17 protein-coding genes are annotated in these 17,656 nt (G+C 67.8%); 8 read left to right on the forward strand and 9 right to left on the reverse strand.

The window, feature by feature from the left end:
• The first annotated feature begins 147 nt into the window (after positions 1 to 147).
• Positions 148 to 1,062 (forward strand): phosphatidate cytidylyltransferase, encoded by a 915-nt coding sequence (locus ACL03I_RS03170; RefSeq protein WP_379251573.1) that lies wholly within the window; start codon positions 148 to 150, stop codon positions 1,060 to 1,062.
• A gap of 9 nt (positions 1,063 to 1,071) precedes the next feature.
• Here ACL03I_RS03170 and ACL03I_RS03175 read toward each other — a convergent pair whose 3' ends face one another.
• Entirely contained in the window at positions 1,072 to 1,428 is a 357-nt protein-coding gene (locus ACL03I_RS03175; protein ID WP_355069930.1) for a LapA family protein, read from the reverse strand.
• A gap of 125 nt (positions 1,429 to 1,553) precedes the next feature.
• Between ACL03I_RS03175 and rlmN the strand changes: the two genes are divergently transcribed.
• The gene (rlmN, locus tag ACL03I_RS03180; RefSeq protein WP_355069932.1) at positions 1,554 to 2,663 is read left to right on the forward strand and encodes a dual-specificity RNA methyltransferase RlmN; all 1,110 of its coding nucleotides are present in this window, start codon (positions 1,554 to 1,556) and stop codon (positions 2,661 to 2,663) included.
• Positions 2,664 to 2,742: 79 nt separating this feature from the next.
• Here rlmN and ACL03I_RS03185 read toward each other — a convergent pair whose 3' ends face one another.
• Positions 2,743 to 3,156 (reverse strand): DUF5997 family protein, encoded by a 414-nt coding sequence (locus tag ACL03I_RS03185; protein WP_355069934.1) that lies wholly within the window; start codon positions 3,154 to 3,156, stop codon positions 2,743 to 2,745.
• A gap of 61 nt (positions 3,157 to 3,217) precedes the next feature.
• On the opposite strand from ACL03I_RS03185, the gene ACL03I_RS03190 reads away from it, so the two are divergent.
• Positions 3,218 to 4,141, forward strand: a complete 924-nt coding sequence (locus ACL03I_RS03190) for a LysR family transcriptional regulator (RefSeq protein ID WP_355069935.1) — start codon at positions 3,218 to 3,220, stop codon at positions 4,139 to 4,141.
• Positions 4,142 to 4,193: 52 nt separating this feature from the next.
• Here ACL03I_RS03190 and ACL03I_RS03195 read toward each other — a convergent pair whose 3' ends face one another.
• Positions 4,194 to 4,508 (reverse strand): hypothetical protein, encoded by a 315-nt coding sequence (locus ACL03I_RS03195; protein WP_355069937.1) that lies wholly within the window; start codon positions 4,506 to 4,508, stop codon positions 4,194 to 4,196.
• 132 nt (positions 4,509 to 4,640) lie between these two features.
• Positions 4,641 to 4,907 (reverse strand): DUF2631 domain-containing protein, encoded by a 267-nt coding sequence (locus ACL03I_RS03200; RefSeq protein WP_355069939.1) that lies wholly within the window; start codon positions 4,905 to 4,907, stop codon positions 4,641 to 4,643.
• Positions 4,908 to 5,051: 144 nt separating this feature from the next.
• On the opposite strand from ACL03I_RS03200, the gene dxr reads away from it, so the two are divergent.
• The 5 genes from dxr to ACL03I_RS03225 all read left to right on the forward strand — a co-directional run bounded on the left by dxr (position 5,052) and on the right by ACL03I_RS03225 (position 11,618).
• A complete protein-coding gene (gene dxr / locus ACL03I_RS03205) occupies positions 5,052 to 6,191 on the forward strand; it encodes a 1-deoxy-D-xylulose-5-phosphate reductoisomerase (protein WP_355069940.1) in 1,140 nt (379 codons plus the stop codon).
• Between the two features lie 166 nt (positions 6,192 to 6,357).
• Complete coding sequence (locus tag ACL03I_RS03210) at positions 6,358 to 7,557, forward strand: M50 family metallopeptidase (RefSeq protein WP_355069942.1); 1,200 nt, start codon at positions 6,358 to 6,360, stop codon at positions 7,555 to 7,557.
• A gap of 109 nt (positions 7,558 to 7,666) precedes the next feature.
• Positions 7,667 to 8,824, forward strand: coding sequence for a flavodoxin-dependent (E)-4-hydroxy-3-methylbut-2-enyl-diphosphate synthase (gene ispG / locus ACL03I_RS03215; protein ID WP_355069944.1), 1,158 nt, complete (start codon positions 7,667 to 7,669; stop codon positions 8,822 to 8,824).
• A 68-nt stretch (positions 8,825 to 8,892) separates the two neighbouring features.
• Positions 8,893 to 9,756 carry a GNAT family N-acetyltransferase gene (locus ACL03I_RS03220; RefSeq protein WP_355069946.1) on the forward strand — a complete coding sequence of 288 codons (864 nt, stop codon included), beginning with the start codon at positions 8,893 to 8,895 and terminating at the stop codon, positions 9,754 to 9,756.
• A gap of 74 nt (positions 9,757 to 9,830) precedes the next feature.
• Positions 9,831 to 11,618 carry a penicillin-binding transpeptidase domain-containing protein gene (locus ACL03I_RS03225; RefSeq protein WP_412805106.1) on the forward strand — a complete coding sequence of 596 codons (1,788 nt, stop codon included), beginning with the start codon at positions 9,831 to 9,833 and terminating at the stop codon, positions 11,616 to 11,618.
• A gap of 19 nt (positions 11,619 to 11,637) precedes the next feature.
• On the opposite strand, the gene ACL03I_RS03230 is transcribed toward ACL03I_RS03225, so the two are convergent.
• From ACL03I_RS03230 to ACL03I_RS03250, 5 genes are all read right to left on the reverse strand, one after another.
• Positions 11,638 to 12,645, reverse strand: coding sequence for a hypothetical protein (locus tag ACL03I_RS03230; protein ID WP_355069950.1), 1,008 nt, complete (start codon positions 12,643 to 12,645; stop codon positions 11,638 to 11,640).
• Between the two features lie 122 nt (positions 12,646 to 12,767).
• Complete coding sequence (locus ACL03I_RS03235) at positions 12,768 to 15,716, reverse strand: IPT/TIG domain-containing protein (protein WP_412805107.1); 2,949 nt, start codon at positions 15,714 to 15,716, stop codon at positions 12,768 to 12,770.
• A gap of 335 nt (positions 15,717 to 16,051) precedes the next feature.
• Positions 16,052 to 16,357, reverse strand: coding sequence for a hypothetical protein (locus ACL03I_RS03240; protein ID WP_355069953.1), 306 nt, complete (start codon positions 16,355 to 16,357; stop codon positions 16,052 to 16,054).
• Positions 16,354 to 16,791, reverse strand: coding sequence for a hypothetical protein (locus ACL03I_RS03245; RefSeq protein ID WP_355069954.1), 438 nt, complete (start codon positions 16,789 to 16,791; stop codon positions 16,354 to 16,356). Before ACL03I_RS03245 ends, ACL03I_RS03240 begins: the two co-directional genes overlap by 4 nt.
• Positions 16,788 to 17,009: a hypothetical protein gene (locus ACL03I_RS03250; protein WP_355069956.1), complete on the reverse strand. Its 222-nt coding sequence runs from the start codon at positions 17,007 to 17,009 to the stop codon at positions 16,788 to 16,790. Before ACL03I_RS03250 ends, ACL03I_RS03245 begins: the two co-directional genes overlap by 4 nt.
• Between the last annotated feature and the right edge of the window lie 647 nt (positions 17,010 to 17,656).

The raw sequence follows: 17,656 nt of genomic DNA on the forward strand, positions 1-17,656 counted from the left end.
CCGCGAGTGCCGCCCGTGACAGCGCCGAGGCCCGCCCGGGCGGGGGACGAACGGAACGACGAGTTGAGCGACGGGACAATCGTGGCCGAGAACGCCGCCGCGACCGGTGCGGCAGAGGAGCCGCCGGTGAACGGAACAGCCGATGCGATGCGACAGCACGCGCACGATGCTGGTGCTTCCGGTTATGAACGGTTAGGCGGTCCCGCGAATCCCGCTGCGGCGCACACCGCTCCCGCCTCGAGTGGTTCGCGGGCGGGTCGCAATCTGCCCGCCGCGCTGGCCGTCGGCTTCGGCCTCGGCCTCTCGCTGATCGCGATCCTGCTGTTCGTGCCGAAGGTGTTCATCGGCGTCGCGGCGGCCGGGGTCGGCGTGGCCACCTGGGAGGTCGCCAAGCGCCTGCGCGAGGCCGATGTGCTCGTCCCGCGGATTCCACTGATCGTGGGCGGCCAAGCGGTGTTCTGGCTGGGCTGGCCGTACGGCGCCAGCGGTGTCGCGGGCGCGTTCGCCGCGACCACGCTGATCTGCATGGCGTGGCGGCTGTTCGACCACGGCTTACGGACAGCTCCACGAAACTTCTTGCGCGACACCGCTATCACGGTGTTCACGCTGGCCTGGATTCCGCTGCTCGCCTCGTTCGCCACCCTGCTGCTGCTCGAGCCGGACGGCAATCTGCGGGTGCTGACCTTCATGATCCTGGTGGTCTGCTCCGACGTCGGCGGTTATGTCGCGGGCGTGCTGTTCGGCAAGCATCCGATGGTGCCCTCGATCAGCCCGAAGAAGTCGTGGGAGGGTTTCGGCGGCTCCCTGGTGTTCAGCGTGATCGGCGGTCTGCTCACGGTGACGCTCCTGTTGGATGCCAACTCGATGATCGGCGTCGTCCTCGGCGTCGGCCTGGTGCTGGTGGCCACTTGCGGCGACCTGATCGAATCGCAGATCAAGCGCGAACTCGGCATCAAGGACATGGGCACGCTGCTGCCGGGCCACGGCGGCATCATGGACCGCCTCGACTCCATGCTCCCCTCGGCGTTCGTCTCTTGGCTGGTGCTGTCCACGCTGCTGTGATCCGGCGCGTCAGACCTTCTTGGCCGCGCGGCGCAGCTGCAGGATGCGCACGCCGCCCACCGAGGCCATGACGAGCGCGCCGCCGATCATCGACAGCAGCACGGTGACGCCGAGTGGCAGCGAGAAGTCCCAGAAGAAGAAGTGCACTTGGACCTGCTCGAGGTTCTGCACGATGAAGATCAGCAACAGGACCAGGATCAAGACGCCTGCGACGAGTCCGGTCCAGGCGTAACCGGTGCGCGAGGCAAGAGACTTCTTGACCGGGACGGCGGGCGGAACGACCGGCGGGGCGCCCGGCGGTGTCGTGCGCTGACGCTGTGACAGGTCCGGATCCGGTTCCGGCGGGTGTTCGGCATGCGTGGACATATCTCGATCATGGCCGACGGCTATCACGCCCGCACGCATTTCCTCGGGACGAACCGAGCATGTCGAGACGTGCGTATGTGGTCGAGTGCGGGGGTGTCTGCCTCGGATGGGAGAATGGAACGATTATGACCCTCTCCCTGCCCCTGGTTTTCGACGCTCCGCGCCGTGGCATGCCGCCGCGTCATCTCGCCGACCTCGACGCCGATGGCAGGCGCGCGGCCATCGAGGAACTCGGCCTGCCGAAGTTCCGTGCCGATCAGATCGCCCGGCAGTACTACGCGCGATTGCAGGCCGATCCGGCGCGGATGACGGATCTGCCCGCCGCGGTCCGGGAGAAGATCGGCGCGGCACTGTTCCCGCCGCTGCTCGACGTGGTCAAGCATGTCGCGTGTGACGAGGGGGAGACTCGCAAAACGCTCTGGCGTGCGGGAGACGGCACGCTGCTGGAAAGCGTGCTCATGCGCTACCCCGATCGCGCGACCCTGTGCATCTCCAGCCAGGCCGGTTGCGGCATGGCGTGCCCGTTCTGTGCCACCGGCCAAGGTGGGCTGAACCGCAACCTGTCCACCGCGGAGATCGTCGACCAGGTGCGTGCCGCGGCCGCCGCGCTGCGGGACGGGGAAGTGGCCGGTGGGCCGGGCAGACTGTCCAACATCGTCTTCATGGGCATGGGGGAGCCGCTGGCGAACTACAAGCGGGTGGTCGCCGCGGTCCGCCGGATCACCTCGCCCGCGCCGGACGGACTCGGCATCTCCCAGCGCAATGTCGTGGTCTCGACCGTGGGGCTGGCTCCGGCCATCCGCAAACTGGCCGACGAGGGATTGTCGGTGACGCTCGCGGTCTCGCTGCACACGCCCGACGACGAACTGCGCGACACCCTGGTTCCGGTGAACAACCGCTGGCCGGTCGCCGAGGTGCTCGACGCGGCCCGCTACTACGCCGACAAGACCGGCCGCCGCGTATCGGTCGAATACGCGCTCATCCGGGACATCAACGACCATCCGTGGCGCGCGGACATGCTGGGCGAGAAGCTGCACAAGGCGCTCGGCTCCCGGGTCCACGTCAACGTCATTCCGCTCAACCCGACTCCGGGCTCCAAGTGGGATGCCAGCCCCAAGCCGGTCGAGCAGGAGTTCGTCCGCCGTGTCAACGCCAAGGGCGTGCCCTGCACGGTCCGCGACACCCGCGGCCAAGAGATCGCCGCCGCCTGCGGGCAGTTGGCCGCGGAGAACTGAAATACTCGGCCGCGCATGATGGGTGGCGGCATAGCCTCGCGCCGCCCATTGCAGGGCGAGCGTTTCCTCGACGGAAGCGTTAGCCGCGGTTCTTCGCCGGACGGTTGGTGGCGGCGCGACGTTCGGCTTCCTTCGTCTTGATGCGCTCGTTCTCCGCGCGGACCGCGGCGTAGTTCTCCCGCTCGCGCACGAGCCACTCCGGCGGGTCGGCGAGCAGGGCGTCGATCTCGTCGACCGTGAGATGGTCGGAGACCCCGGCGCGGGTCAAGCCGGTATTGGAGACGCCGAGTTTGCGTGCCACCACGTCGCGCGGGAACGGGCCGGTGCGGCGCAGTTCGGTGAGCCATTCGGGCGGATCGGCGCGCAGCGCGTCGAGCTGGGTGCGCGAGATCGGCGCGTTGCGGAACTCCTCGGGTGCGGCCGGAAGGTAGATGCCGAGCTTGTTCGCCGCCGTCAACGGCTTCATCATCTGCGGTTTCTTGTCCGGGCTCACCGACCCAGCTTACTGGGCGGCGCGGCGGGGCCCGACCGCGCGGTGGCATACGCTTCCACGAATGAGCCCGTTGGAGTCGATCGATGTCGTGCGCCTGCGCTGGTTCGTCGCGGTCGCGCAGGAGTTGCACTTCGCGCGCGCGGCGAAGTCGCTGCACATCTCGCGGCAGAAGCTCAGCCATACCGTCATCGACTTGGAAAACGAACTCGGCACAAAGCTTTTCGTGCCCGGCGCGCAACCGACTCAGCTCACCGACGACGGCCGCGAATTGCTGGAGCGGGCCCGCGAGATCATCGCGCGCGCCGAGTCGGCGGCGCAGCGGCACGAGCCGGAGGCATCGGCCGCCCTGCGGGTGGGTTTCGTGCCGGGCGTCACGGTGTCCAAATGGACCCGGATCTGGGCCGAGCGGTTCCCGGACATCCCGCTCGAGGTGAGCGCGCTGGCGCAGGCGGATCAGGAGGCGGCGCTACGTGCGGGGAGCGTGGACATGTGCTTCGTCCGGCTGCCGATCGACCGCGAAGGCATGAGCGCGATCCCGCTCTACCGTGAGGTCCCGGTCGTGGTGGTGCAGAAGGAACACCCGCTGTCGGTGTTCGACGAGGTGCGCATGGCCGACCTGGCCGACGAGCGTCTCCAGGACACCTCGGACGTCGATGCGATCGGCGGCGCTCTGGAGCTGGTCGCGGCGGCCGGCGGCGCGGCGATCGTGCCGCACTCGCTCGCTCGCCTGCATCATCGCCGCGACCTCGTCTACCGTCCGATGCTCGACGTTCCCGACACGGAGGTCGCGCTGGCCTGGCCCGCCGGCCGGACCACGGATCTGGTCGAGGAGTTCGTCGGCGTCGTCCGTGGCCGTTCCGAGCGCAGTTCCCGCAGCCAGGCCCGAGCCGACAAGGACGAGTCGCGGAAGAAGCCCCCGGCCAAGAAGGTGGTCGGTCGTTCGGCCCCGGCCAAGAAGAAACCTGCCCGACGCCGCGGACGCTAGCGATCCGTCCGGCGACGGCGCGAACCCGGCCCGGGTCCGCGCCGCCCGGCGATCAGCTCTTGCAGACTCGGTTCAGTTCGTCCGTCGCGGCGTCCATGCTCGTGACCTTGTCGTCGGTCAGAGCGCGGGCGTAGGCGGCGATGGCTTCCTTCTCGGCGCCGTCGGCCTGGATGGCCGAGAGCTTGGCGGCGAGGGACTGCTGCACGGTCGGGTCCAGGTTCCCGCCCGACTCGTCGATGGCGGCGTTGATCGCGTCGACGGCCGCGCCGCACGCCGGTGACTGGGCATACGCGGGCGCGGCGGGCGACAACAGCAGCGAGCCGAACGCACTCGCGGCAAGCAGGGCGGCCGAACAGATCTTGATCATTGCGTCCTAAGTAGTCGTGCGAACAGAAACCGAGGTCCGCGACCCGGCTGGGACGCGGACCTCGGACGCACACGGTACCGGGCCGCAGCCCGCGATACAGGACGAATGAAATTGTGCGAGAGGACTTTTCGGCTAGCGAGGCTTGCGCTGGAGCACCGAGTCGCGGATCAGGATGCCCGCGATCAGGACGGCGAAGCCGACGAGGAAGATGTCCTCGATCTTGCCCTTGTGGTTGCCGACCAGCATGGCCAGCAGGATCAGCGCGACGATCCAGCCCGCGATACGGAAGGTACGACGCGATTCGCCGCTCCAGCCCCAAGCGGCGGAGGGAACTTCGGCGGGATCCACGCGAGTGACGACGCGCTCGGTTTCGACGTGTTCGAGTTCCGTGGCGGCCACGATCGCTCCTTAGCTGTTACTTGTACCGATATTCCGGTACGCACTCGATGAGCTGCTGCCGCATATCGTGACATACGACGGTGCGTCGTTGTAAGTCGGCCCGCGCCGGTCGAACACGTTCCCGAGGTAGGACACAATGAAGGCGTGTCCGACATCGTGAGAGTCCTGCTGCTGGGCAGCACCGGATCCATTGGCACCCAAGCGCTCGAGGTTATCGCCGCCAATCCCGACCGCTTCGAGGTGGTCGGACTCGCCGCGCGCGGCGGCAACACCGAGCTGCTCGCCGCCCAGATGGCCGCCACGGGCACACGCAATGTGGCCGTGGCCGATCCGGCCGCGGCCCAGCGGCTGGACCTGCGGCTGGGCGGCCCGGGTGCGGTGACCGAACTGGTGCGCCGCACCGAGGCGGACGTCGTGCTGAACGCTCTGGTCGGCTCGCTCGGGCTGGAGCCGACCCTGGCCACCCTCCAGTCCGGTACGCGCCTGGCGCTGGCCAACAAGGAATCGCTGGTCGCGGGCGGCTCCCTGGTCACCCGCGCCGCCGTCCCCGGACAGATCGTCCCGGTCGACTCGGAGCACTCCGCGCTGGCACAGTGCCTGCGCGGCGGTCGCGCCGACGAGGTCGACCGGCTGGTACTGACCGCCTCCGGCGGCCCGTTCCGCGGCTGGACCGCCGAGATGCTGGAGTCGGTCGAGCCCGCCGAGGCCAAAGCGCATCCCACCTGGTCGATGGGTTTGATGAACACCCTGAACTCGGCCTCGCTGGTGAACAAGGGACTCGAGCTGATCGAGACGCACCTGCTGTTCGGCGTGCCCTACGACCGCATCGACGTCACCGTGCACCCGCAGTCGATCGTGCACTCGATGGTCACCTTCACCGACGGCTCCACGCTCGCCCAGGCCAGCCCGCCGGACATGAAGCTACCCATCGCGCTGGCGCTCGGCTGGCCGGACCGGGTGCCCGGCGCGGCCGCGGCCTGCGATTTCGGCACCGCGTCCACTTGGACGTTCGAACCGGTCGACAACGACGTCTTCCCCGCGGTCGAGCTGGCCCGCGCGGCCGGCGAGGCCGGCGGCAGTGTCACCGCGGTCTACAACGCCGCCAACGAGGTCGCGGTGCAGGCTTTCCTGGACGGCGCCATCCGTTTCCCGCAGATCGTCGGCACGGTGGCCGCCGCGGTGGAGGCGGCCAAGCAGTGGCGCGCGGAGCCGGAATCGCTCGACGAAGTCCTCGCCGCGGACACCTGGGCGCGGGAGTTCGCCGCCGCCCGGGTACGCGGCTGACGCCCTTCGGCGCCGGATCGGACGCGCGAAGCGACGGCGTCCTGGCACACTGAACACACAGGACAGAGCTTTGTCCCATTAAGGTGGTCAGAGTGCTCGCGGCCAGGAGCGGACGCGCGCGTGCGGGATATTCGAGCTGCGCATACGCAGGAGGGCTGTAGAGCAAATGGTGTTCGCGTTGGGGTTCGTGCTGTTCGCGCTGGGCATCACGGTGTCGATCGCGCTGCACGAATGTGGGCACATGTGGACCGCCCAGGCGACCGGCATGAAGGTGCGGCGGTACTTCATCGGATTCGGGCCGAAGATCTTCTCGTTCCGCCGCGGCGAGACCGAATACGGACTCAAGGCGCTTCCGCTCGGCGGTTTCTGCGACATCGCGGGCATGACGGCGCTCGACGAACTGCGCCCGGAAGAACTCGACCGCGCCATGTATCGCCAGGCCACCTGGAAGCGGCTGGTGGTGATGTCCGGCGGCATCGCGATGAACTTCGTCCTCGGCTTCATCTTGATCGTGGTGCTCGCTGTCGGCTGGGGGCTGCCCAATCTGAAGGAACCCCCCGCCACCGCGCTGGGGGTCATGAGCTGCGTCCCGCAAGGGAAGCCGGACGGCTCGTCCGAGTCCTGCACCGGCACGGGCCCGGCGCAGCGCGCCGGATTGCGGCGCGGTGACATCGTCAAAGAGGTGAACGGCGTCAAGGTGGACACCTGGCGGCAGTTCCAGGCCGAGACCCAGAAGCAGACCGGCCCCTTCACCTACCTCATCGAGCGCGACGGCAGCACCCTCACCATTCCGGTGACCCCGGAGCGGGTCGTGCGCTACCCCGAGGGCGGTGGCGAGGGCCGCGTGGTCGGCGCCGTCGGCGTGGCGCCCGAGCGCTACGACCCCGTGCAATACGACCTGCTGGGCGCTGTCCCCGCCGCCGCCGGGTTCACCGGCGACATGTTCCTGCGCACGGTCGACTCGCTGACCGAGATGCCCGCGAAGGTCTCCGCGCTGTGGAACGCGGTCACCGGAGGCGAGCGTGATCCGGAGACCCCGGTCAGCGTGTACGGCGCCAGCAAGATCGGTGGCGAGACCGCCGAACGCGGCCTGTGGAACGTCTTCATCCTGGTGCTGGCCAGCCTGAACTTCTTCCTCGGCATCTTCAACCTGCTGCCGTTGCTTCCCCTGGACGGGGGCCACATCGCGGTGGTGATCTACGAGAAGATCCGCAACACCATCCGCGGTTGGAAGGGACTCGCGCCGGGTGCGCCGGTGAATTACCTGAAGTTGCTGCCGGCGACCTATGTCGTCGTGGTGATCGGCGGTGCGTACATGCTGCTCACCCTGGCCGCCGACATCGTGAACCCGATCAAGCTGTTCTGACCGGCGCCGCCGATCAGGCGGTGTGACCGGCGACGTAGGGTGGGCGTCGCGCGCCACGGCTAGACTCGGCACCGAACCGGCCGGACACGACGAAAGTAGGCAGCCGAAGGTGACCAGCACAATCGGATTGGGGATGCCGACCGCCCCCGCGGCAGTGCTCGCTCCACGGCGTAAGACCCGCCAGCTGATGGTGGGCAAGGTCGGGGTGGGCAGCGACCACCCGATCTCGGTGCAGTCCATGACCACGACCAAGACGCACGATGTGAACGCCACCCTGCAGCAGATCGCGGAGCTGACCGCGTCGGGGTGCGACATCGTGCGAGTGGCCTGCCCGCGTCAGGAGGACGCGGACGCGCTGGCCACGATCGCCGCGAAATCCCAGATCCCGGTGATCGCCGACATCCACTTCCAGCCCCGCTACATCTTCGCCGCGATCGACGCCGGGTGCGCCGCGGTCCGGGTCAACCCCGGCAACATCAAGGAGTTCGACGGCCGGGTCAAGGAGGTCGCCAAGGCCGCGGGTGCGGCGGGCATCCCGATCCGCATCGGCGTGAACGCCGGTTCGCTGGACAAGCGGATGATGGAGAAGTACGGCAAGGCCACGCCGGAGGCGCTGGTGGAGTCGGCGCTGTGGGAGGCGAGCCTGTTCGAGGAGCACGGGTTCGGTGACATCAAGATCTCGGTCAAGCACAACGACCCGGTGATCATGGTGGAGGCCTACCGGCAGCTGGCCGCGCAGTGCGACTACCCGCTGCACCTCGGCGTCACCGAGGCGGGCCCTGCGTTCCAGGGCACGATCAAGTCGGCGGTCGCGTTCGGCGCGCTGCTGGCGGAGGGCATCGGCGACACGATCCGCGTCTCGCTGTCCGCGCCGCCCGCCGAGGAGGTCAAGGTCGGCGGGCAGATCCTGCAATCGCTGAACCTGCGCCCGCGCAAGCTCGAGATCGTGTCGTGCCCCTCCTGCGGGCGCGCGCAGGTCGACGTGTACACGCTGGCCAACGAGGTCACCGCGGGCCTGGAGGGCATGGCGGTGCCGCTGCGAGTGGCCGTCATGGGCTGCGTCGTGAACGGGCCCGGTGAGGCGCGCGAGGCCGACCTGGGTGTGGCCTCCGGCAACGGCAAGGGCCAGATCTTCGTCAAGGGCGAGGTCATCAAGACCGTTCCCGAGGCGCAGATCGTCGAGACGCTGATCGAAGAGGCGATGCGCATCGCCGAGGAGATGGGCGAGGACTCGGGCGCGGGCGAACCGGTCGTCACCGTCGGCTGAGGACGCGCCTAACCAGCGCTTTCGGCTTAGTCATACCGCATAGCGCCGGTTCGTGGCAGGCTGTCATCGTGCGGAGTCTGCTGGAGCCGGCGCGACGGGCCAAATACGCCCCTGCGCGGCAGCTCGCTAATCGGGATCTTGCTCAGGTGCTACGTGTGCTGGATGCGGATCCGGTCGCCTCGTGCATGGTCGCGGCCCGCCTGCAAGAGTTCGGTTTGGACAACCGGTGCGGCCAAGGGGAGCTGTGGAGCAGGGGCGGCCCGTCGGAATCGCTGTGTTTCTCGGGTGCGAACCTGGTGCCGTTGCTGGGAGATCGTGGCGCACTGCGCGCGTTCGCCGACCGCGCTATGCGCTGGCCCCGCGTCTGTTCCTCGGTGGTCGGGCGCAGGGAACTGGCGTTGCCGCTGTGGGAGATGTTGACCGGGCACTGGGGTCCGGAACGTGAGCTACGCGGGGAACAACCGCTGCTGGCACTGGCCCAGCCACCAGTGGCCACGCCCGACGCGGAGGTACGCCGGGTGCGTCGCGACGAACTCGACCGCTACCTCTCGGCCGCGATCGCCATGTTCATCGAGGAGGTCGGCGTCGATCCGCGCGCGGGTGACGGCGGACGCGGCTATCGCCGCCGCATCCAGAGCTTGATCGAATCCGGCCGCGCCTGGGCTCGTTTCGAGGACGGGGAAGTGGTCTTCAAAGCGGAGGTCGGCTCGCTGTCCCGGCGCACGGGCCAGATCCAAGGCGTCTGGGTGCACCCGGATCATCGGGGGAAGGGGCATGGCACCGCGGGTACCGCGGCGGTCGCGAACGCCGTGGTCGCCTCCGGCCGCACTGCCAGCCTGTACGTGAACGACTACAACGCGATCGCTCGCCGCGCCTACAGCCGCGTCGGGTTCCGGCAGATCGCGACTTTCGCCACCGTGCTGGTCGACTGAGCGTGGCCGACTCCGCGGCGAATCCCGGAGTGCCGCAGGCGTTTGCCCATCAGTGACTATTACCATCGGTGCCGATGTCCACTCGGATGCTTCTCTCGGTCGCCGTCGCGGCCCTCACGGTGGCGGCCGCCGGTTGTGCGAGCAAGCCGCAGGGGCCGGTTCCCGTCGCGGACGCGTTCGTCAAAGCGTTCGCCGAGCACCGGGTCAGCGCCGCCGCCGACCTTACGAACCTGCCGGAAAAGGCAGACGCAGTATTGCGTTCCGCTTGGAATCAACTCCAGGCCGAACAGCTCACGGCGCGCACCGGCGCGGCGCGCGTGACCGGTGACACCGCGACCGTCGACTACACCTACGAGTGGCGGCTACCGAAGAACCGGACCTGGAAGTACTCGGGCCAGTTGCAGATGGGACGCAGCAACGGGCGCTGGATGGTCCGCTGGACCTCCTCCGACATCCATCCCAAACTCGGTGACACCCAGACCATGGCGTTGCGATCCGAGCCGCCGCCGCGGGCGCGGGTGAACGAGCAGTCCGGCAGCGACATCATGGTGCCCGGCAAGGTGTCCCGGGTCGCGTTCGTGGCGGCCGCCGCCGCCGATCCGAAAAGTGTGGCCATCGCGCTCTCCGCCGCGCTGTACCGTTTCGACAAGTCGCTGACGCCGCAGTCGATTCTCGACGCGGCCGAGGCCGCGCACGGCGCCTACACGGTCGCGCTGCTCAACGATCTCGAATCCGCTGAGGTGACCACCGATCTGATCGGGTTGCCCGGCGTCACGTTGACCCAGCAGTGGGATCTGGTCGCCACCGATCGGGAGTTCGCGCCCGATCTGCTCACCCAGGTGCGTAAAACGGTGATCGCGGAAGTGGACGGCAAAGCGGGGTGGAGCGTGGTCACCTTGAACGCCAACGGCGCCGACACCGATGTCCTGATGGAGGTTCCCTCGCAACCCGCGCCGTCGTTCGCGCTCAGCGTCGACCGCAACGTGCAGAACGCCGCACAGCGTGCCGTGCAGGCGCGTACCGAGCAGACCATGATGGTGGTGCTGCGCCCGTCCACCGGCGCGATCCTGGCGGTCGCGCAGAACAAGGCCGCCGATCGCGACGGCCCCCTCGCGACGATCGGCCAGTATCCGCCCGGCTCGGTGTTCAAGACGGTGACCGCCGCCGCGGCCATGTCGAACGGCCTCGCGACCCCGGACACGGTGCTGCCGTGCCCCAGCCGAATCGTGATCGGGGAGCGGACCATCCCCAACTACAACCTGTTCACCGTCGGCAATGTGCCGATGTCCACGGCCTACGAGCGGTCCTGCAACACCTCGTTCGCCAAACTCGCCAGTGATCTGCCCGGTCCCGCGTTGCACGAGGCCGCCGCGAAGCTCGGCGTGGGACCCACGTATACGGTGGTGGGGCTGCCGACGGCCACCGGTTCGGTACCCGCCTCGGACGACCTGATCCAGCGCACCGAGGACGGCATCGGTCAGGGCAAAGTGGTGGTCAGCCCGTTCGGCATGGCGCTCATGGCAGCGACCGTCGCGCACGGCTCGGCGCCCGTGCCGTACCTGATCGCGGGGCGGCCCACCCAGGTCGATGGCGACCGTCCGCCCCTCGCTCCCGACGTCATCGAGGGACTGCGCACGATGATGCGCAAGGTGGTCCTGGGTGGTACGGCCGAGCGGATCGCCGATCAGGGCGAGGTCTACGGCAAGACCGGCGAAGCCGAAGTGGACAGCGGGTCGCACTCCTGGTTCGTCGGCTTCCGTGGCGACATCGCTTTCGCGACGCTGCTGGTCGAAGGGGGCAGTTCCGACAACGCCGTCGCGGTGACACGGGACATGCTGGCGGCGCTGCCACCCGGATACTGACGCATCGCCGCCCACACTGTCATTCACCGGAGGTCGGCCCGATCAGCAGATGCTCCAAGCTGACCGTGTGGTCGGAGTACTGGTCGACACCGATGACGGCGACGAAGTCGTGATCACCGGCACGCTGTTGCAGAGCCCCCCACGAGTGGGCCAGATACCACCCCGCTCCGGCGGTGCCCCGTGGACCCAAACCGCCGCAATGCATCCAGTAGCGGCCGGGATGCCGATCGGGGCTCGGGCGTACCCGGGCGACGACGCCGATGTTGCGGTCGTCGTCGGAGTCGTACCCGCTTCCGTCGGCCAGTCGCAGATGCACGGAACGGAAACCGTCCTCGGCGACGCTGTCGCGCACGGTGAACAGCGGACGCTCGACGGTGTCCAGATACAACCGCAGGCAGTCGTTGCCGGTCAGCCCGAAGCTGATGCACGGGCGGTCGCGGCGCGCGACGAGATCGCGGTCGCTGCGGACGTCGACCGGGATGCTGGTGTGGCGTTGCAGGAAGGAAAGCACATACAGCAATCCCCGCAGATCGTTCTCCGCCACCACCGACGGGAGGTCGACGTATCGGTTCCCGAACGCGCCGCCATGCTTCTGAAACACACGCTGCTGGCCGATGCCCGCCGCTCGAAGTGCTTGCGCGGCGGGCCGTGCCAACTCGAATGCCGAGTACACCAGCGTCGTTCCGTTGGTGATCATCTCGGCGCCGAGGAAAGCCTCGAGTGAGGCCTCGACGCCGGAGAATCCCGTCTCGTGCGAAGGGATGTCGACGGGTGCGGAGTTGGCCATCTGGAACAATCCCTCAACGGTCCAGCCCGGGAACATCCGCTCCAGCACTCGGCAGTGATAGTCGCGCGGCAGCCCGATCATGCGCCCGGACAACCACTGGTAATACTGCGCCTTCGCCGGCCCGTGCCCGGGCGGGATGGGCGGATCGAGCCGCGCCGCGCACCGGTCGTACGCGGCCAGAAAATCGTGATGACTCTTGAGATGCCGCTCCGCCAGCAGCATCTTGAGTACGGTCGCCAACGAAACCCCCTTAACCCCTGCAGCCTCCGTCCACGGTGGCGGAGACTCGTGTCGTAGTCGCTCGACCGCGACGAAGCTGGGCCGCCGGCAACAGCCTGCCGACGGCCCAGCCGCTTCAGCCGTCAGATGTAGGTGAACGCAAGACCATTACTGGTTCCTCCTGCAGTGGTGACGGTGAGTTGTACGGTGCCCGTTCCGGCGGGTGTGACCGCCGTGATCTGGAGCGCGGAGTCGACGGTGAACGACGCCGCCGGTGTGCCGCCGAAGTCCACCGAGGTGGCTCCGAGCAGGTTCGTTCCGGCGATGACGACCGTCGTCCCGCCCGCCGCCGACCCCACGTTCGGCAGCGCCGTGATCAATGTGGGAACCCCGAGGTAGGTGTAGGCGATTCCGTTGCTGGTACCTCCTGCGGTGGTGACGGTGACCTGTACGGTGCCGGTCCCCGCGGGTGCGACCGCGGTGATCTGCGTATCGGAGAGCACTGTGAACGAGGTGGCCGGTGTGCCGCCGAAGGTGACCGCGGTGGCGGTGGAGAGCCCCGTCCCGGTCAGGACGACGATCGTCCCACCGGCTTCCAATCCCACATTCGGCAGCACCGTGGTGAGGGTGGGGAGCGGAATGTAGGTGTAGGCCACGCCATTGCTGGTTCCGCCCGCTGTGGTGACGGTGAGTTGCACCGTTCCGGTTCCGGCGGGTGCGACGGCGGTGATCTGGGTGGCGGAGTCGACGGTGAACGAGGTCGCCGGTGTGGCACCGAAGTCGACCGCTGTGGCTCCGGTCAGCCCCGTCCCGGTGAGAACGACGATCGTACCGCCCGCTTCCACGCCCACATTCGGGACAGCTGCCGTCAGCGTGGGAACTGCGATGTAGGTGTATGGAAGGCCGTTGCTTGTTCCGCCGGATGTGGTGGCGGTGACCTGCACTGTACCGGTTCCGGCGGGTGCGACGGCGGTGATCTGCGTATTGGAGTCGACCGTGAACGAGGTCGCCGGTGCACCGCCGAAGTCCACCCCGGTGGTACCGGTCAGCCCGGTTCCCGTGATGACGACTGTTGTTCCGCCCGCGGCAGGTCCGATATTCGGGACCACCGTGGTGAGGGTGGGAACCGGAATGTAGGTGTAGGGCAGGCCGTTGCTGGTTCCGCCCGCTGTGGTGACGGTGACCGATACGGTTCCGGTTCCGGCGGGTGCGACGGCGGTGATCTGCGTATTGGAGTTGACCGTGAACGAGGTCGCCGGTGTGCCACCGAAGGTGACCGCGGTAGCTGTCGACAACCCGGTGCCGGTGATGACGACCGTCGTCCCACCAGCTGCCACACCCGAATTCGGGACCACCGTGGTGAGGGTCGGGACCGCGACGTAGGTGTAGGCGACTCCGTTGCTGGTTCCACCGGGTGTGGTGGCGGTGACCGATACGGTTCCGGTTCCGGCGGGTGCGACGGCGGTGATCTGGGTGGCGGAGTTGACGGTGAACGAGGTCGCCGGTGTGCCACCGAAGGTGACCGCTGTGGCTCCGGTCAGTCCGGTTCCCGTGAGAACGACGGTTGTTCCGCCGGACACCGGTCCGACATTCGGGACCACCGTGGTGAGGGTGGGCACCGCGACGTAGGTGTAGGCGACTCCGTTGCTGGTTCCACCGGGTGTGGTGACGGTGACCGATACGGTTCCGGTTCCGGCGGGTGCGACGGCGGTGATCTGGGTGGCGGAATTGACGGTGAACGAAGTCGCCGGTGTGCCACCGAAGCTGACCGCTGTGGCTCCGGTCAGTCCCGTTCCCGTGAGAACGACCGTCGTTCCGCCCGACACCGGACCCACGTTCGGCACTACCGCTGTGAGGGCGGGAACGGCGATGTAGGTGTAGGCGACTCCGTTGCTCGTCCCGCCCGCAGTGGTGACGGTGACCGACACTGTTCCGGTTCCGGCGGGTGCGACGGCGGTGATCTGGGTCGCGGAGTTGACCGTGAACGAGGTCGCCGGTGTGGCACCGAAGGTGACCGCTGTGGCTCCGGTCAGGTTGGTTCCGGTGAGAATCACCGTTGTTCCGCCCGCGGCCGGTCCGGTGTTCGGGACCACCGTGGTGAGGGTGGGCACCGCGATGTAGGTGTAGGCGACGCCGTTACTGATTCCACCCGGTGTGGTGACCTTGACCGATACCGTTCCGGTTCCGGCGGGTGCGACGGCGGTGATCTGGGTGGCGGAATTGACGGTGAACGAGGTCGCCGGTGTGGCACCGAAGGTGACCGCTGTGGCTCCGGTCAGGTTGGTTCCGGTGAGAACCACCGTCGTCCCGCCGGTCACCGGCCCGGTGCTGGGGGCGATGCTCGTCAGCGTGGGCACCGCGGCGTAGGTGTAGGCGACTCCGTTGCTGGTTCCACCCGATCCGGTGACGGTGACTTGCACGGTGCCGGTCCCGGCGGGTGCGACGGCCGTGATCTGAGTCGGGGAGTTGATTGTGAAAAGCGTCGCGGTGCTGCCGAATCGCACCGTCAGCGGGCCGGTGAACCCGGTACCGGTGATGATGACGCTGTTACCGCCCGCGGTGGGACCGGAAGTCGGCGAGATGGACGTGATCGTGGGGACCACGACATAGGTATAGGGGACCGCGCCGCTGGTGCCGCCGGGACCGGTCACGGTGACCGGGACGATCCCCGTTCCGGCCGGGGTGACGGCCGTGATCTGCGTGTCGGAGACGACCGTGAAGGACGTAGCCGGTGTGCTGCCGAACGTGACCGCGGTGGCGCCGGTGAAGCCGGATCCGTTCAGAGTGACGGTCGTTCCGCCCGCGGTCGACCCCTGATTGGGAGTGATGCTGTTCAACGCGGGAACGGCGACATAGGTGTAGGGGAGCCCGTTGCTGGTCCCGCCCGAGTTGGTGACGGTGACCTGCACGGTGCCGACCGAACCGGCGGGGGCGACCGCAGTGATCTGGGTGGCGGAATCGAGCGTGAACGTGGTTGCGGTACTGCCGAATCGTACGGTGGTGGGACCGCCGAATCCGGTGCCCGTGATCGTGACGCTCGTACCACCCGTGGTCGGTCCCGAAGTCGGGGACAGAGAGGTGATGGTAGGCATGGCGCTGCCTCCTTGTTGCCGTGGTGTTTGTTCCTCTGTCACCGGGGGGCGCCGACAATTCCATGGCCCGGCTGGTTTCCATCTCACTCCGAGATACGGGGGCTGGCAACATGTCTGGAATCCGTTTTGGTCCGTTTTCGGATAGGTGCCGGCGTGTCTGTTTGCGAAGTGGACTACTTGGCACACGTTGCGGCAGCGAAGTTTTCGGCGGCGTCGCGACGCCGCCGATTATTTGCCGGCGCGAAGCGGGTGGCCGGAGCGCGGAGAGCCGCGAACATTCGGCGACCACTGGAAAATGGCCTCGCGGTGTCCCGCTCGTCGAGCTCCTGTCCGCGTCACAGGAACAGTTCGGGCGGATCGTCGAATTCGATGCCCGCCTGCCGCACCCGGCTCACCATCTTCCGATCCCACTCCCGGTGTGCCCGCAGCGCCATGCGGAACTCGCCCATCTGCTCGGACATCTGCTGTGTCTGCGAAATGGCCAGGTCGCTGAGAACTTTCGCCGCGTCGGCCTTCGTTTTGGTCATGTTGGCGTCGACGTCGCCGCGCTTGAACCACGCCGTCACCGCCGCCGACAGCGCCGATGAGCTGGCGATGAGCACCAGCGCGGCGAAGAGTGGCGACTGCTGTACCAGGTTCATGACGCCTCCCTCACCTTCACCGCGTGCAACGTCCGCACGTCTTGCAGCACCTGGCGGCGCTTCCACAGGAACGCGACGCCCAGCGCGATCGGCAGCGGACCGCCGAGAAACGTGGCCGTGCCGAGGCTTCGGTTCTCGAGCTGCAACAGCAGCAGCTGCGCACCGAAGGCCACCAGGGACCAGCCGAGCGCCCCGAGACCGACCTGCTCGATCAGATACCCCCAGACGTGCCGGGCGAACAAACCGACCAGCGTCGTGGCGCAGCCGATCAGCATGAGAACCAGCCACAGTGTCCGGAGCCCCGACGGCATGGCCGCGGTCGCCGAATCAGGTGGCGGCCCGTAGACGCACTGCAAGAGCATCGAGGCGCCGAAGACAGCGCACAGCACCACCTCGAAGGGGTCGTGGCGGGTCTTCTCCTTGGTCGCTTTCATGCTGGTTCACCGCTGTCCGGTGGCGCCGGGCTGACCCGGTGGCGTGCCGACTCGACCGCGGGCAGGCCCAGCGCCGCCGCGATGATGGCGAGGACGAATCCGGAGAGGTCGGACGAGACAACGCCCTTGGCGACTCCGTACCCGATCAGCGCGACCAGCAGTGGGTACAACAATGCGCGGACGGGCTCACTGTGCAGGAACGTGATTACTTTGTTCATCGGTTCTTTCCTTTCTTTCTTGATGCGGCATCAGGGTGCCGCCGGCCGGTCTGGAAGCCCGATGACTGGAGAACTGTGCGCCGCACCCAGGTGTCGGGGTCCGTTGGGACACGGTCGCGAGTTCGGACCGTGTCGGTGTCGTGGAATCCACCCCGAGCGGGATCTAGTTGAACCCGTGTGCGGTGGAGGACGGTTCGTGATGCGATGCTGTCGCCCGCACCACCGCGATGCTGTCCACTCGAATGCCGGTCGCCACCGTGACACGAGAAGCCCGCGCGTGCCGTCCCGAAGACGGGGAGAGGAATGTAGGCATGGCGCTGCCTCTCTGTTTGCTGGTTCCTCCAAAGCGGGGGTGCCCGAAGCTGGTGTTGGATCGGTTAACTCCGTTATGCCCCAGGAACAGCGCGTCGGCAACGTGTAGGATGATCCGTTTTTGTCCGTTTTCCAGATTGTTGCCACGTGTTGACCAGCGCCGGGAACGGATCGTCGGGCCTTGCCCCGGAGTTGTTCTCGCCGACATGGCAGGCTGGGACTGTCGCCTTGGCAGCCGACCGTCCCTCCTGCGGACGGAATCCAGTCGCGCGCAGTCACTATCGGTGCCGAGCCGTTCCACGGCGCGTGGGCTTCCGGGCAGGTGGCCGCTGTCG

Origin of the sequence: Nocardia sichangensis, assembly GCF_047200615.1 — a bacterium.
GTDB lineage: Bacteria > Actinomycetota > Actinomycetes > Mycobacteriales > Mycobacteriaceae > Nocardia > Nocardia sichangensis.

What these genes read in the sequence shown, in the direction of transcription:
- ACL03I_RS03225 (WP_412805106.1), top strand. Translation starts at nt 9,831, where the DNA reads ATGTCCACTCGGATGCTTCTCTCGGTCGCCGTCGCGGCCCTCACGGTG.
- ACL03I_RS03190 (WP_355069935.1), top strand. Translation starts at nt 3,218, where the DNA reads ATGAGCCCGTTGGAGTCGATCGATGTCGTGCGCCTGCGCTGGTTCGTC.
- ACL03I_RS03240 (WP_355069953.1), bottom strand. Translation starts at nt 16,357, where the DNA reads ATGAACCTGGTACAGCAGTCGCCACTCTTCGCCGCGCTGGTGCTCATC.
- ACL03I_RS03195 (WP_355069937.1), bottom strand. Translation starts at nt 4,508, where the DNA reads ATGATCAAGATCTGTTCGGCCGCCCTGCTTGCCGCGAGTGCGTTCGGC.
- ACL03I_RS03170 (WP_379251573.1), top strand. Translation starts at nt 148, where the DNA reads ATGCGACAGCACGCGCACGATGCTGGTGCTTCCGGTTATGAACGGTTA.
- ACL03I_RS03250 (WP_355069956.1), bottom strand. Translation starts at nt 17,009, where the DNA reads ATGAACAAAGTAATCACGTTCCTGCACAGTGAGCCCGTCCGCGCATTG.
- ACL03I_RS03245 (WP_355069954.1), bottom strand. Translation starts at nt 16,791, where the DNA reads ATGAAAGCGACCAAGGAGAAGACCCGCCACGACCCCTTCGAGGTGGTG.
- rlmN (WP_355069932.1), top strand. Translation starts at nt 1,554, where the DNA reads ATGACCCTCTCCCTGCCCCTGGTTTTCGACGCTCCGCGCCGTGGCATG.
- ACL03I_RS03210 (WP_355069942.1), top strand. Translation starts at nt 6,358, where the DNA reads ATGGTGTTCGCGTTGGGGTTCGTGCTGTTCGCGCTGGGCATCACGGTG.
- ACL03I_RS03235 (WP_412805107.1), bottom strand. Translation starts at nt 15,716, where the DNA reads ATGCCTACCATCACCTCTCTGTCCCCGACTTCGGGACCGACCACGGGT.
- ACL03I_RS03175 (WP_355069930.1), bottom strand. Translation starts at nt 1,428, where the DNA reads ATGTCCACGCATGCCGAACACCCGCCGGAACCGGATCCGGACCTGTCA.